This is a genomic window from Gemmatimonadales bacterium (genome assembly GCA_036265815.1).
In the GTDB taxonomy this organism is placed as follows: domain Bacteria; phylum Gemmatimonadota; class Gemmatimonadetes; order Gemmatimonadales; family GWC2-71-9; genus CAVVWJ01.
The window spans coordinates 78,876-93,189 of record DATAOI010000030.1 but is presented as its reverse complement, the minus strand read 5'-3'; the positions used below and the strand labels follow the sequence as shown (position 1 = coordinate 93,189).

Here is a 14,314-nt window from a genome sequence, read left to right as displayed (position 1 = left end):
GTTCAGTCCCGCAGGTCGAGCTTGTCCAGTCGAGCGAGCGCACGGGCGTGCGCCCGCGTCTCCTCTTGCAGGCCGGCGATCATCTCACCCAGCAACCCGAACCCGAAGAGCACGATACCGCTGATCACCATGGTCTCGACCAAGTTGAGCAACGGTCGGAGACCGATGTCGTAGCCAAACCGGAGCACCAGCGCCACGATGCCGGCGAGGAAGCCGATCACGAACAGCGCGGCGCCGCCGATGCCGAAGAAGAGCATCGGCTTGCGGCCGAAGCGAAGCTGGAACCAGACGCTGATCAGGTCGAAGATCCCCACCGGGATCCGCTTCCAGGTGAACTTCGAGGTGCCGGCCCGACGGGGGTACAGCGGCACCGGCACCGACGTCAGCCGGTAGCCGTCGGCGGCGGCTATGACCACCATGTACCGGTGCCAGTCGGGTCGGAGCGGCACGCCCAGCATGACTTCCCGGCGGTAGGCCTTGACCGAGTTGAGATCGTTGACGCCCACCCCGAACAGCCAGCGGCAGAGCCCGTTGTAGACCCCGGAGACGAAGGCCTTCTCGTACTTGCCCTGCTTGGTGCCGGTCACGATGTCGGCACGCTGGTGCAGGATCGGATCGACCAGCCGGGGAATGTCCTCGGGCAGATACTGCAGGTCCGCGGGGTAGAAGACGAACACGTCGCCCCGCGCCACGTCGGCGGCCGAGCGGAGCGCGTCGGCGATGCCCCGCTGGCGCCGGTGGGTCACGACGCGGAGGAAGGGGTACTCTCGCTGCAGCTCGCGCAGCAGCCGGGCGGTCTCGTCCCGCGAGCCGTCGTCCACGATCACGACTTCGAAGCTGAATCCGGCGGGGGTCAGGGCGGCGGCGCAGAGCCGGAGGAACTCGCGGAGGTTGTCGGCCTCGTCCTTCGCCGGAACGAGGACGCTGACGTCCAGCGTCTCGGCGGCGGCGAGGGTCATACCCGCTTCCGCATGCGCGCGGGCAGGATGCCAAGCTGATCCCGGTATTTGGCGACGGTCCGCCGGGCGATCTGGATGCCCTGCTCCTGGAAGAGATGGACGATCTGCTGGTCGGTGAGCGGCTTGGCGCTGTTCTCCTCGCTCACCATTTTCTGCAGCTTGGCCCGGATCGAGCGCGCGCTCGCGTCCTCCCCGGACGCGGTGGAGAGCGCGCTGGAGAAGAAGAACTTGAGGGGCAGCACGCCCCGGGGCGTCTGCACGAACTTCTCGTTGGTGACCCGGCTGACGGTGGACTCGTGCATGTTGATGACCTCCGCCACCTCGCGCAGCGTGAGAGGCCGGAGGTACTCGATACCCTTCTCGAAGTAGTCGCGCTGCCGGTCGACGATGAAGTTCATCACCTTGAGCATGGTCTGCCGCCGCTGCTCGATCGCCTGAATCATCCAATTGGCGCTGTTCATCTTGGAGGCGATGAACTCGCGATTCTCCGGCGTCATCTTTTTCTTGTCGCGGGCGATCTCCTGGTAGGAGCGGCTGAGCCGGAGCCGGGGCATGCCGGTGTCGTTGAGGAACACCTGATAGCGCCCGCCGATCTTCTCCACGATCAGGTCGGGAATGATGTAGCCGTCGCTCTGGGAGGCGTACTTGAGTCCCGGCTTGGGATCCAGCCGCGCGAGCTCGTCGGCCGCCGCCTGCACGCCGGCGGGATCCACTCCGAAGCGCTTGGCCAGCTCGTTCCACCGGTGGGCGATGAGATCGGGGAACGCCTCGTTGACCAGGCGATAGGTGAGCGACGTGGTGTCGGCCTGCTCGCCGAGCTGGATCAGGAGGCATTCGCGCAGATCGCGCGCGCCGATGCCGGGCGGGTCGAGCCGCTGAATGATGTGCAGCATCTCCTCCGCCTCGGCCATGGTGTAGAGCAGCGCGTCGGGCGGCGGAGGGCTGGCCGGCTCGGTCTCGCCGGGCTCGTCAGACTCTGCGTCGGGCCCTTCGGTCGGATCCGAGGGCTCGGGACGGGGGGCGACATGCCCGCTGACGAGCTGATTGACCGACTCGAGGATCTCCTCCAGGCTGGCGGCGAGATACCCCTCCTCATTGATGTTCCCCAGGAACTCCTCGCCCAGCAGCAGCTGCCGCGGGCTCAGGGTCATCATCTGGAGCTGCTCGCGGAGATGATCGATGAGGTCCCGGGTCTCTACCGTGACCGGCTCGGTGTATTCCAGCTGCTCGTACTGCTCCCGGGTGCCCCCGACCTCGAACCCGTTGAGCAGGATCTCCTCCCAATCCACCTCCTCCTCCTTCTCCTTCTGTTCCTTCTGCTCCTCGGCGGCCTTCTGCTCCGGCGTCTCGTCCTCCGGCTCCAGCAGCTCCAGGAAGGGGTTGGCCAGGAGCTCCTGCTTGAGGTGCTGCTGCAGGTCCATCATGGGCATGTAGAGCATGTCCATGGCCTGATAGAGCCGCGGATTGACCCGCAGCTCCTGCCGCATGCTGGTGTGCTGAGACAGGCCGGTCCTCATGCCACGGCCTCCAGGCGGGCGCGGAGGCGCGCCGTCAGGGTGGGGCCCAGGTAGAGCTGGGCGACCCGATCGTCGTATACGAGGTCACGCACGGTGCCGGAGGCCTGCACTTTGCCCTCGAACATGATGTAGGCCCGATCCACGATGTCGAGAGTCTGCTCGACGTTGTGGTCGGTGATCAGCACGCCGATCCCGCGGTGGCGCAGCCCGGCGACGATCGTCTGAATATCGTGGACCGCGATGGGATCGACGCCGGCGAACGGCTCGTCGAGCAACATGAACTTGGGGTCGGTGACGAGAGCCCGGGTGATCTCCAGCCGCCGCCGCTCCCCGCCGCTCAACGAGTAGGCTCGGCTCCGCCGGAGATGCTTGATCGACAGCTCGTCCAGCATGCGGTCCAGCTGCCGCTGGCGCTCCTCCCGTCCCAACCGCCTGGTCTCAAGGATAGCAAGAATATTTTCCTCGACGGTCATTTTCCGGAAGATGGACGGCTCCTGAGCCAGGTAGCCGATGCCGGCGCGGGCCCGTCGGTACATGGGGGAGCGGGTGAGATCGTGGCCATCGAGACGGACCCGCCCGGCATCGGGCCGAATCAGCCCCGTTATAAGGTAGAAGGTCGTCGTCTTTCCCGCCCCGTTGGGACCCAGTAGCCCCACGATCTCTCCCTGCCGCACCTGCACGCTCACCCGGTCCACCACCCGCCGTCCCTTGAAGCTCTTGGACAGGTCCACCCCCTCGAGCACGCTGGCCGACGTCCGCTGCGGGGTGACGATCTTGGAGCGCTGCACGGCGCGCCGCGCGGCCGCCAGCAGGGCCTGATACACCCCCTCCCGCTCCTCCGAGCTCCCGCTCCACCAGACGACCCTGGCCTGCACCGGCTCCCAACCGGTATCGGCGGTATCCAGAATCCACCCCTCGGTGGTCAAGCGGGGGAGGACCGAGCGAGCCAGGTGGTCGCGAACCTCGTCGCCGGAGATCTCCTGCTCCCCCAAGCCGCTCAGCTCGGCGTAGCAGGCGAGGTGCGCCTCCCGGTAGCTCATCACCAGGTCGGAGAAGCCGACGGTGTCGCCAGGGCCGGCCGCGCGCGTGATGGCGGCCAGCGCGATCGGCACCGACGGGTCGCGATCGCCGAGTCCCGCGATCCATTCGGGTTGGCTCACGGCGTCGCCTGCTTCGGCCGGACCGAGTCGGCAGGCGTGGCGGTCGAGTCGGCGGCCGCCTCCAGCTGGATGCCGTCGACCTTGCCACGGATGTCCACCCGGTCCACTCCCTCCGCCGGGGGCGGCCGCATGGTCACCACGATGGCATCACCGCGGGCGTAATTGATGGAGGGCCGCCGGGGCGCCTTGGCGTTCGGGTCCAGGTGATAGGATTGCGCCGACCGGCGGGCCTCGATCCGGCTCAACACCGAGCGCGCTTTCCCGGCGGAGTCCCGGGCCGCGAACTGGGCCACCAGGGTATCTCCCTTCATCCAGTCTCGATCCTTGGTCACCGAATCGATGTCACCACCCAGCCAGGCCCCGCCGAAGCCCCGCACCTCTCGGAGCCGCTGATCCGGCGTATCCAGCGCCAGGGAGTCGGCCCGCATGGCGTACTGGGGTGAGGTGGCGAACGGCCGGGTCTGCTTTCCCCAGGCCAGCGTCTGCTCCAGCTTCCGCCGCTTGAGATCGAGCACGATGGTGTCGGCCACCAGGTCCCAGTCGCGGTTGACAGCGTGGCCGGTGCCCTTGGCCACCACTCCCTTCAGCTCCCGGCGCTCCAGCGCCAGATCGATCCGCCGGCCGGTCAGCCGGAAGCTGTCGGGACCGAGGCCGCGGAGCGTCGGCTCTCCCCCGATGAGCGTGCCATCGCTCCCCGTCCCCGTATCCAGCCTCAGCGAGTCGCCTCGCGCCGCGAAGTCGCTCCGGTCGATGGTCACCTTGCCGCCGGCCCAGAGACGGTCGCTCCCCTTGAAGCGCACCCGGTCGGCAACGATGATGTACGGCTCGACTTCTTTGGCCGTGGCCGAGTCCTCGGCAAAGTAGCGGATCTTCGGCCGGCTCACGGCGTACATCTCCAGGGTGTCGCGGACCCCTTTGACCTCACGGAAGTAGTCCAGCGAGGGGCCGGTGAGAGCGGAGCCGCTCTTGAGGTTGTGGGTGACGACCCGACCCCGCGCTTCCCATCGCTCGCCGGCTTTGTAATAGGTCCCGAAGTCGGCGTCCATGGTGAGTGTCGAATCGCGGTATTTCACGTTGCCGATGAACTGCACGACGTTGCCAGCGTAGGCCGCGACGCTATCGCTGCGCATGGAGATCCGCTGGCCCCGGCAGCTCAGCCGAACGTTGCCCCCGGCGAAGTAGTTGGTCCCGGACGGGGTTTCGATCACGCTGCCCTGCCGGTCCACGTTGTCGACCTGAAAGATGCAGCGCTGCGGCTGCTCGGCGGGAGCGGCCGGTTGGGGCCCGGGTTTGGGTTTAGGTGCCACGGGCACCTGGGCCGCGAGTCCCCCGGCCAGAAGGAGCCCGGCCGCTGTCGCTACCGCGAGCTGGGGCCAGACGACGGCGCCCGTGAGCCGCCGCCTCATTGCTGCTCCTGTCCGGGCAGCAGCACGCCGTTGCCCGCCACGCCCCGGGGACGATCGGTCACCACGTTCTTGAAGTCGGGATCGGACCTGAAGCTGTTCCCTTCCAGGTGCTCGGTGCCTCGATCGAAGGTGAAATGCTGGTCGGTGGAGATGGTGTTGGCGGCATTGTCATAGCGCAACCGCTCGGTTTGAAGTCTCCGCTGATCGGGCGTCAGCACCACGACGTGCCCGTTGGCCTCCATCGAGCCGTCCTGCCAATGGTACGTCCCCCGCTGGGCGGTAAGGGTGGAGCTTTCCTCGCCCTTGAGGTCGTAGAAGACCACCTTGATCCGCCGCAGGTCGGTGATCTGGGTGTTCTCGTAGAAGTAGGCGGTATCCGCCTCCACCCGGCTCCGCCGCACGCCCTCCTTGGTCACATAATGGGAGAACCCCTCGAGCACCTGGTCGGCGCTGTCGGTGGCCTGCAGGGTGGTGGTCGGCTTGGCGCCGGACTCCTCGCACCCTCCGAGGGCCGCGAGGGCCAGCGCGCCGGAGACCACCCACCCACCCCGCATCATACCGCCCCCGCACGCATGAGGTCGTGGAGGTGTACCGACCCGAGGATGGTCCCGTCGGCCTCGACCACCGGAAGCGCGATCACCCCGAAGCGCTCCATGGTGCCGACGGCGGAGGCGGCCAGCTCCGCGGGCGAGGCGGTTTTCGGTGTCCGGGTCATCACCGCCACCGCCGCGCAGCCGAGGAATGCCGAATCCCGCTCGGCCAGGCGGGTGAGGTCGCCGGTGGTGAGCACGCCGATCAGCCGGCCGTCCTCAGCCACCATTGCGAGCCCACGCTCGCGGGCCAGGGCCACGACGGCCTCGTGCATGGTGGCCGTGGGCCCCAGAATGTGCCCCGCCGGCAGCATGACGTCGCGCACCCGGAGCAGGAGCCTCCGGCCCAGGCTGCCACCCGGGTGAAGCGCCGCAAAGTCCTCCCGGCGGAATCCCTTCACTTCGAGCAGCGCCACGGCCAGCGCATCTCCCAGCGCGAGGGCGACGGTGGTGCTGCTGGTCGGAGTCAGATCGTGGGGGCAGGCCTCTTCCGCCACGGCGGCATCGAGCGTCACGGCCGCGCACCGCGCCAGTGTCGAGTCGGTCTCGCCGGTGATGGCGATGATGGGCACGCCCAAGCGCTGCAGCGAGCCCAGCAATCCGAACAGCTCTTCCGACTCTCCGCTCTTGCTCAAGACAATGGCGACGTCCTGACCGCCGACGATGCCGAGATCGCCGTGGAGCGAGTCGACCGGGTGCAGGTAGGCGGCCGCCGTTCCGGTCGAGGTCAGCGTGGCGGCGATCTTCCGCGCCACCAGGCCCGACTTCCCTACCCCGGACACGATGACCCGCCCGGAGGCGGCGGCCAGCAGGCGCACCGCCCGGGCGAAGCGCTCGTCGAGGCGGCCGGCCACGCTCGCCACCGCCGAGGCCTCGACCTGGAGGACCCGGCGCCCGAGCTCGATCAGGACCGGCGTGTCAAACGGCACGGTGTGCCGGCTCCGTGAAGTAGCGTCGTAGAATGTCGGACCATTCCCCCCGAGCCTTCAGCAGTGCCTCGGCGATCTCGCGGACCGCGCCGTGCCCGCCCGAGGCGCGGGTCACGTAGGACGCGACGGCCTTCACTTCAGCCACCGCATTCGCCACCGCGATGGGCAGCCCCACCCGGCGGAGCACCTGGAGGTCCGCCAGATCATCTCCCACGAACGCGGCCTCGTCCCAGCCGATGCCCCGCCGCTCCAGCAGGTCGGCGAATGCGGGCAGCTTTTCGGGGCCCGCCACCTCAAGGAGCTCCTCGACCTTGAGCTCGCGGGCCCGCGCGGCCGTGGCCTGGGACGATCGGCCGCTCAGCCAGATGACCGGCAGCCCCGCGCTCCGCAGCAGCACCAGGCCGAGTCCGTCCTGGATATCGAATCGCTTGAGCTCGACCGCCTCCCCGTCCATCAGGCCGAGGAAGACGCCGTTGTCGGTCAGCACGCCATCGACGTCGAGCCCGAGCACGCGGATGCGACGCGCCACGGCCGGATCAATCATGCGCCCGGGCCCAGACGTCCAGTGTGCGGCCGACCAGCTCGTCCAGACGGTCGAGCGGCCACTGGGTCGCCGCGTCGCTCAAGGCGCGAGCGGGATCGGGATGCGTTTCCACGAAGAAGCCATCGGCACCTGCCGCCGCCGCGGCCACCAGGAGCTGCGGGATGAACTCGCGGTGGCCACCGCTCGCGCCCCCCGGCCCCTGCCCCGGCTGCTGCACCGCGTGCGTCGCGTCGAACAGCACTCGCGCGCCGGTGGCCTGACGCATCCGGGCGAAGTTGCGCATGTCGACCACGAGGTCGCCATAGCCGAAGAAGGTGCCCCGCTCGGTGACGGCGACATCGGTGCACCCGGCGCTCCGCACCTTGCCGACCGCGCCCGCCATCCCGTCGGCCGCCACCCATTGCCCCTTCTTCACGTTCACCGGCTTGCCCGTGGCGCCCGCCGCCAGCAGCAGATCGGTCTGCCGGCAGAGGAAGGCCGGGATCTGCAGCGCGTCGACCACGGCGGCCGCCGGCGCCGCCTGCTGCGACTCGTGGATGTCGGTGAGCACCGGCAGGCCGCTCGAGGCGCGCACCCGCTCCAGCACCCGGAGGCCCTCGTCCAGCCCGGGGCCTCTGGTGGCGCCGGGCTGCGCCCGATTGGCCTTGTCGAAGCTGGCCTTGAAGCAGACCGGAATGCCGCGTGCGTGCGAGAGCCGGGCGAGCGCATCCGCCACGCGCGGGAGCACGTCCCCCGGCTCGACCACACAGGGGCCGGCAATCAGAAAAGGGACGCGGCCAAAGGTCCATCCCATCAGCGCGCCAGCTCGACCAGCTCCTTCGGCGCGGGGGTGGGCGGCCCTCCCAGGCGGCGCCGGAGCGCGGCACCGACGAACCCGGCGAAGAGCGGATGAGGCCGGGTGGGGCGCGACTTGAGCTCCGGATGAAACTGGCATCCGATGAACCAGCTGTGATCGGGGAGCTCGATCGTCTCCACCAGGCCGCCGTCGGGTGACTGTCCTGAGAGACGCAGCCCGTATTCCGCCAACACGTCGCGGAAGGCGTTGCTGACCTCCCACCGGTGCCGGTGCCGCTCGCTGATCTCGTTGACTCCGTACGCCTGAGCCACCCGCGACCCGGGCCTCAGTCGCGCCGTATAGGCGCCGAGCCGCATGGTGCCGCCCAGATCGCTCACGTCCCGCTGGGACTGCATGAGGGCGATCACCGGCGACTCGCAATCGGGGGCGAATTCGGTGCTGTTGGTGTCCGGCAAACCGCAGACGTGGCGGGCGAACTCGATGATGGCGACCTGCAGGCCGAGGCAGATCCCGAAGAACGGCAGGTCGTTCTCCCGGGCCCAGCGGATCGCCTGTACCATGCCCTCCACCCCGCGCTCGCCGAAGCCGCCGGGTATGAGCAATCCGTCGAACTCCTTCAGCAGCCGGCCCGCGGCGGCCTGGTCGGTGAACCGGTCGCTGGGGATCCACTCGACCTCCACCTTGGCGTCGTGCGGAATGCCACCGTGGATCAGCGCCTCGCTCACCGACTTGTAGGCATCGTGCAGCGCGGTGTACTTGCCCACGACGGCGATCCGGACCCGGTGCGAAGGATGCAGGATGCGGTCGGTCATCGCCTTCCAGCCCCGGAGATCGGGGTCCTTGGTCTCCAGCCGGAGGCGCTGGCACACCTCGCGATCGAGCCCCTGCTCCAGAAAGCGCAGGGGGATCTCGTAGATCGAGGTGACGTCCGGGCTCTCCACCACGCAGCCGAAGTCCACGTTGCAGAAGAGGGCGATCTTGCGCTTGATGTCGGGAGAGATCGGCTGCTCGCTCCGGCAGATGAGGATGTCGGGCTGGATCCCGAGCTGCATCAGGTCCCGCACCGAGTGCTGCGTCGGCTTGGTCTTGAGCTCGCCCGCCGCGGCGATGAACGGCACCAGGGTCAGGTGGATGAAGAGCGCGTTGTCCCGCCCGACCTCCTGGCGGAACTGCCGGATTCCCTCCAGGAACGGCATCGCCTCGATGTCGCCCACGGTGCCGCCGATCTCGGTGATCACCACGTCGTGGCCGGGAGCGGTGCGCCGGATGGCGTTCTTGATCTCGTCGGTGATGTGGGGGATGACCTGAACGGTAGACCCGAGGTACTCGCCGCGGCGCTCCTTGTTGATCACCGTCTGGTAGATCCGTCCCGTGGTCACGTTGTTCTGTTGGGAGAGCGAGCGGTCGATGAAGCGCTCGTAGTGGCCCAGGTCGAGATCGGTCTCCGCGCCGTCGTCGGTGACGAACACCTCGCCGTGCTGAAACGGCGACATCGTACCGGGATCGACGTTGATGTAGGGGTCGAACTTCTGCATCGTCACGGCGAGCCCGCGCTCGACCAGCAACCGTCCCAATGAAGCGGCGGCGATGCCTTTCCCGAGGGAGGAGACGACGCCGCCGGTGACGAAGATGTATTTGGTCGCGTTGGGACCCGTGGTCATAGTCTCACCCTTGTAGTGCGTGCCAGTGGGCTTCTGCCCGTCGAAGGTCATCCGGCGTATCGATGCCTGGCAACGCCGGCTCGGCCAGGCGGCTCACCCCGATGGCGAGCCCATAGTGCAGCGCCCGGAGCTGCTCTAGCCGCTCCGCAAGCTCCGCCGGGCTCGGCTGAGCGCGGACCCAGCACTCCAGCGCAGCACGGGTATAGGCGTAGATGCCCAGGTGCTGCCAGTAGAGCTCGTCGGCCGGCTCGCCCGGGTCGCGGCGATGGGGAATGACGGATCGCGAGAAATAGAGGGCTCGGCCCCGCGCGTCCGTGACCACCTTGACCCGGGAGGGATCCGCCGCGAGTGCGGGCTCGAGCGGCGCGGCTGCGGTACCCACGTCGTCGCCCTCGTCCACCCGCTGGAGGGCGCCAGCCACGGCCTCGCGGCTCAGGAACGGCTCGTCCCCCTGGACATTCACCACCACGTCGAACCCGGCGAACTCGCGGCGCCGGGCCACCTCGGCCACCCGGTCGGTGCCCGAGAGGTGCCCCGCATCCGTCAGCACCGCCGGCACGCCCGATTGTCGGACGACCTCAGCGACGGCCGGCGCGTCCGTCGCTACCACCAGCCGCTCGACCAGTCCGTGCTCCATGACGCGCTGAATCACCCGGGTGATGAGCGGCTCACCGGCCAGCAACTGGAGCGGTTTGTGAGGGAGTCGGGTGGAGCCTAGACGAGCCGGAATGACACCAAGGACGCGCATCATGGAAGGTAATCGGACGCGGCAACTCAGTCAAAACTCATGCCGCCTCCCGAACCGTCCCGTTGGTAACGGCTATCAGCCTGCGGGCCAGAGTCTTAGGGAACACCAGCCGGGCTCAGGGTGGCGCCATCCCGGGTTAGTGCCAGAAAGTTCGTCAGGAGGCGTTTTCCCTGGCTGGTGCCGACCGACTCGGGGTGGAACTGCACCCCATAAATGGGCAGCGTCCGGTGGCACAACGCCATGATCTCACTGCCGGCCGGGCGGTCCGCGGACCACGCGGTGACCTCGAGCTCTGCCGGCAGACCCGCGGGCGAGACCACCAGCGAATGGTAGCGCATGGCCTCGAAGGGGCTGGGGATCTGCTGGAACAGCATGTGGCCGGAGTGCTGGACCATGGTGGTCTTTCCGTGCATCAGCCGGTCGGCCCGCACCACGCGGCCGCCGAAGGCATCGCCGATGGCTTGATGACCCAGGCAGACACCGAGCAGGGGCACCCGGCCGGCCGCGGCGCGGACCAGCGGGACCGAGATCCCCGCCTCGCGGGGGGTGCAGGGCCCGGGCGAGATGACGATGGCACCGGGCGAGAGGGCGAGGACGTCCGCGACCGTGAGCGCGTCGTTCCGGTAGACCACCGGATCGGCGCCCAGCTCGCCGGCATACTGGACCAGGTTGTAGGTGAAGCTGTCGTAGTTGTCGAGGACGAAGAGCATGGACTCCGAAGCTAGCGGGCGCGCGCGGAGTCCGCCATGCGTCGCGGCGCCGTCCTCGCCGAGTCGGCGCGGCGTGCCCCCTCGGACCGCAGGGAGTCGGCGAGACTCTCGCTTCGCCGGCTGATGGAATCGGCCATCCGCTCGGCGGCATCGGAGATCGATTCCGCGCGCGCCTCGACAGCGTCGCTGATGGAGTCGGCGAGATCGGAGGAGTCGGCATCGTCGCCGAAATCGCCTTTCCGCAGATCGTCGACCAGGTCCTGCGGCAACAACAGCGGCACGGTGATCTCACCCGGGTGGAAGACCGCGTGCCCGTACTCCACCAGCCCGCTATCCGCCCCTTCCTTGCTGCACCAGAAGGTGCCTTTGTTCCCGCTGCCGGTCCGGACGTGAATGCCGGGGCCGTGGCGATTTTCGCTATCCAGGTTGGCCGCCAGGCGGCACCCCTCCAGCCCACGGGCCAGAAGCGAGTCGGTGAGCTTCACCTCGAGCTGCACCGAGGACACCTTCTTGGGGGTCTCCCGGTACAGCACCAGACGCTGAAGGTTGCCCAGTTTGTTGCCGTTGAGCTGAAACGGGATGATCGCCAGGGGGATGCTGATGGGCCCGGTGCCGGCGACCACGTCGCTGACCTTGGCCATACCCCGGCGGGCCAGGGTGACCCCGATCATCCCCACGGCAAAGATGCCCAGCGCCCCGAGCGCGATCCGTATCCAGTAGTTTCGCATAGACCCTCCGCTCCGAGACCCAGCATCCGGCGGACGACGGTGACTGGAGTAAATATGTTTCATCGAGAGACGCTTCGCGACCTGCGAAAGTTTCACCGGGCGGCCCGGTGATCGAGGTCGACGGACTGCAAAAGCTCTACGGAGACTTCCCCGCCGTCCAGGGCCTGTCGTTCCGGGTCCAGCCGGGGGAAGTGCTCGGCCTGGTCGGCCCCAACGGCGCCGGGAAGACCACCACGATCCGGAGCATCGCCGGCATCATCATTCCGAGTGCCGGCCGGATCCGGATCGCGGGGCACGATCTGGCCGGCGAGCCGGTGGCCGCCAAGCGGGTGCTGGCCTTCATTCCCGATGAGCCGCATCTGTTCGACTACCTGACCGTCGAAGAGCACCTTCGTTTCGTGGGCCGTCTGTATCAGGTGCCGGAGGTGGAGGAGCGCCTCCCCGGCATTCTGGAGGAGTTGGGACTGACCGCCAAGCGGAGCGCGTTGCCGGGCGAGCTCTCGCGGGGCATGAAGCAGAAGCTCGCCATCGCCTGCGGGCTGCTGCACCATCCCGGCGCGCTGCTGCTGGACGAGCCGCTGACCGGCCTCGATCCGGTGGGGATTCGTCGGATGAAAGCGACCATCGTACGCCGGGCCGAGGAGGGAGCGGCGGTGATCCTGAGCTCCCATCTGCTGCATCTGGTGGAAGAGATCTGTACCCGGGTGCTCATCATGAACCGGGGCAAAGCGGTGGCCTTCGGCACCATCCCCGAGATCATTGCCGAGCGGCCCGAGATGCTGGGCCGGCGGCTGGAGGACGTGTTTCTGGCGCTGATCGGTCAGGAGGGGCCGGCCGAAGCATGATCCAGGCGTTCCGCTATCTGGCCTGGTGCACGGGACGCAACCGTCTGGCGCGGCAGCTCCGGCAGCTTCGGAGTCCGCGCTACCTCGCGGCCGTGGCGTTCGGGCTGGGATATCTCTGGCTCGTGCTGGTGCAGCAGCGGCCGGCACCGACGGCGCCGCGCGGCATCGAGAGCCGCTGGGTCGAGCTGCTGGCCGCGCTGGCGGTGGCCGGCACGGCGGCATGGGGGTGGGTCTTCGGGGTGGAGCGCCGGGTGCTCGCCTTCTCGCCCGCGGAGGTCACCTTTCTGTTCTCCGGTCCCGTCACCCGCACCGGGCTGGTGCACTACAAGCTGCTCCGGAACCAGCTGCTCATCCTCTTCAATTCGCTCCTCTGGACCCTGATCCTGGCCCGCGAGCGGTTCGGTGTCTCGCCCTGGCTCCGGGCGCTCTCCATCTGGATTCTCCTCACTACCCTGTCCTTCCACCGGCTGGGTGCCTCGTTTGTGCGAACCAGTCTGCTGGAGCACGGGCGGTTCGCCCTGCGCCACCGGGTGATGTCCCTGCTGGCGGTCGGCGCGGTGCTGATCGCGTTCGTGTGGAGCGTCCGGGACGCGCTGCCCGCGCTGGGCGAGGGGTGGTCCGAAGGGGCACCGAGCTTTCTGGCCGCTATCGTGGAGGCCAGCAGCCGACCGCTCTTGGGATCGCTGCTCCGTCCCTTCGAGATCATGGTCCGCCCGCTCACCGCGCCGACGCCGGATGCGTGGCTCCGGGCGGTCGGGCCGGCCATGCTTCTGCTGGTCCTTCACTACATCTGGGTGATCCGCTCGGACACGGCGTTCGAGGAGGCAGCCGCGGAAGCGTCGCTCCAGCGAGCCAAGCACCTGGCGGCGGGACGCTCGGGTGCGAGTGTCGTGCCGCGGCTGGCCCACCGGCGGCTCCCGCCGTTCCTTCGGCTTCGGCCCCTGGGCTGGCCGGCGGGCGCGATCCTCTGGAAGAACCTGCTGGCCGTGGTCCGCACTCGCCGGATCCGCAACACCGCGGCCGGCCTGGCGCTGGCGAGCGTGGTTGTGACCCTGCTGTCGTTCACCTCACATGGCGGCGTCGCCGAGCTGGCGGGCTGGCTGGCCGCGACGTGGGCCGGACTGATGATCGTCATCGGACCCCAATGGGTGAGGAATGATCTCCGGGGAGACCTGCTCAAGCTCGACCTGCTGCGAAGCTACCCGCTCAAGGGAACCGCGATCGTGACCGCGGAGGTGGCCGCCTCCACCCTGGTGCTCACCGTGGCCCAGCTCGCGCTCCTCCTGGTGGCCTATCTGGCGCTCCTGGGAAACGCCGGCGCCGAGCCTGGACTGAAAATGCGGAGCATCATTCTGGCCGCCGCGCTGGTGTATCTGCCGGCGATCAACTTCATGGGCCTGCTCATCCACAACGCGGCGGCGATCCTCTTTCCCGCATGGGTCCATCTAGGTGGGGGTCGTCCCGGCGGGGTCGAGGTGCTGGGCCAGAACATGTTGATGGTAGTCGCGTTCCTCGCGGTGCTCGGGCTCGCCTTGTCGGTGCCGGCGGCGCTCGGCGCGGGGATGTTTCTGCTGCTGGGAGATCCGGCCGGGCTCTGGGCGATCGTGCCGGGGAGCGTAGTCTTGCTCCTTGCGCTGGCGGGAGAGGCGATGCTTCTGGTGCGCTGGCTCGGCGGGGTGTTCGAGCGGACCGACCCGGCATCGGCCGGGATCGTGGGGTGA

14 protein-coding genes are annotated in these 14,314 nt (G+C 68.6%); 2 read left to right on the top strand and 12 right to left on the bottom strand.

Annotation, left to right across the window (positions count from 1 at the left end):
• Window positions 1-2: 2 nt before the first annotated feature.
• The 12 genes from VHR41_06575 to VHR41_06520 form a co-directional block, all read right to left on the bottom strand.
• Window positions 3-959, bottom strand: a complete 957-nt coding sequence (locus VHR41_06575; GenBank protein HEX3233843.1) for a glycosyltransferase family 2 protein — start codon at window positions 957-959, stop codon at window positions 3-5.
• Complete coding sequence (gene rpoN / locus VHR41_06570; protein ID HEX3233842.1) at window positions 956-2,476, bottom strand: RNA polymerase factor sigma-54; 1,521 nt, start codon at window positions 2,474-2,476, stop codon at window positions 956-958. Before rpoN ends, VHR41_06575 begins: the two co-directional genes overlap by 4 nt.
• Complete coding sequence (gene lptB, locus VHR41_06565) at window positions 2,473-3,636, bottom strand: LPS export ABC transporter ATP-binding protein (GenBank protein ID HEX3233841.1); 1,164 nt, start codon at window positions 3,634-3,636, stop codon at window positions 2,473-2,475. Before lptB ends, rpoN begins: the two co-directional genes overlap by 4 nt.
• Window positions 3,633-5,042: a hypothetical protein gene (locus VHR41_06560; protein HEX3233840.1), complete on the bottom strand. Its 1,410-nt coding sequence runs from the start codon at window positions 5,040-5,042 to the stop codon at window positions 3,633-3,635. Before VHR41_06560 ends, lptB begins: the two co-directional genes overlap by 4 nt.
• The gene (gene lptC, locus VHR41_06555; protein ID HEX3233839.1) at window positions 5,039-5,599 is read right to left on the bottom strand and encodes an LPS export ABC transporter periplasmic protein LptC; all 561 of its coding nucleotides are present in this window, start codon (window positions 5,597-5,599) and stop codon (window positions 5,039-5,041) included. Before lptC ends, VHR41_06560 begins: the two co-directional genes overlap by 4 nt.
• The gene (locus VHR41_06550; GenBank protein ID HEX3233838.1) at window positions 5,596-6,561 is read right to left on the bottom strand and encodes a KpsF/GutQ family sugar-phosphate isomerase; all 966 of its coding nucleotides are present in this window, start codon (window positions 6,559-6,561) and stop codon (window positions 5,596-5,598) included. The genes lptC and VHR41_06550 overlap by 4 nt, the downstream gene beginning before the upstream one ends.
• On the bottom strand, window positions 6,551-7,090 hold the full coding sequence (locus VHR41_06545; protein HEX3233837.1) for an HAD hydrolase family protein: 540 nt from the start codon (window positions 7,088-7,090) through the stop codon (window positions 6,551-6,553). The genes VHR41_06550 and VHR41_06545 overlap by 11 nt, the downstream gene beginning before the upstream one ends.
• 7 nt (window positions 7,091-7,097) lie before the next feature.
• A complete protein-coding gene (gene kdsA, locus VHR41_06540; protein ID HEX3233836.1) occupies window positions 7,098-7,898 on the bottom strand; it encodes a 3-deoxy-8-phosphooctulonate synthase in 801 nt (266 codons plus the stop codon).
• Window positions 7,898-9,613: a CTP synthase gene (locus VHR41_06535; protein ID HEX3233835.1), complete on the bottom strand. Its 1,716-nt coding sequence runs from the start codon at window positions 9,611-9,613 to the stop codon at window positions 7,898-7,900. Before VHR41_06535 ends, kdsA begins: the two co-directional genes overlap by 1 nt.
• Window positions 9,567-10,313, bottom strand: a complete 747-nt coding sequence (gene kdsB / locus VHR41_06530; protein HEX3233834.1) for a 3-deoxy-manno-octulosonate cytidylyltransferase — start codon at window positions 10,311-10,313, stop codon at window positions 9,567-9,569. Before kdsB ends, VHR41_06535 begins: the two co-directional genes overlap by 47 nt.
• A 92-nt stretch (window positions 10,314-10,405) precedes the next feature.
• Entirely contained in the window at window positions 10,406-11,020 is a 615-nt protein-coding gene (locus VHR41_06525) for an aminodeoxychorismate/anthranilate synthase component II (protein HEX3233833.1), read from the bottom strand.
• A gap of 11 nt (window positions 11,021-11,031) precedes the next feature.
• Entirely contained in the window at window positions 11,032-11,748 is a 717-nt protein-coding gene (locus tag VHR41_06520; protein HEX3233832.1) for a hypothetical protein, read from the bottom strand.
• A gap of 107 nt (window positions 11,749-11,855) precedes the next feature.
• Between VHR41_06520 and VHR41_06515 the strand changes: the two genes are divergently transcribed.
• On the top strand, window positions 11,856-12,593 hold the full coding sequence (locus tag VHR41_06515; GenBank protein ID HEX3233831.1) for an ABC transporter ATP-binding protein: 738 nt from the start codon (window positions 11,856-11,858) through the stop codon (window positions 12,591-12,593).
• Window positions 12,590-14,314: a putative ABC exporter domain-containing protein gene (locus VHR41_06510; GenBank protein HEX3233830.1), complete on the top strand. Its 1,725-nt coding sequence runs from the start codon at window positions 12,590-12,592 to the stop codon at window positions 14,312-14,314. Before VHR41_06515 ends, VHR41_06510 begins: the two co-directional genes overlap by 4 nt.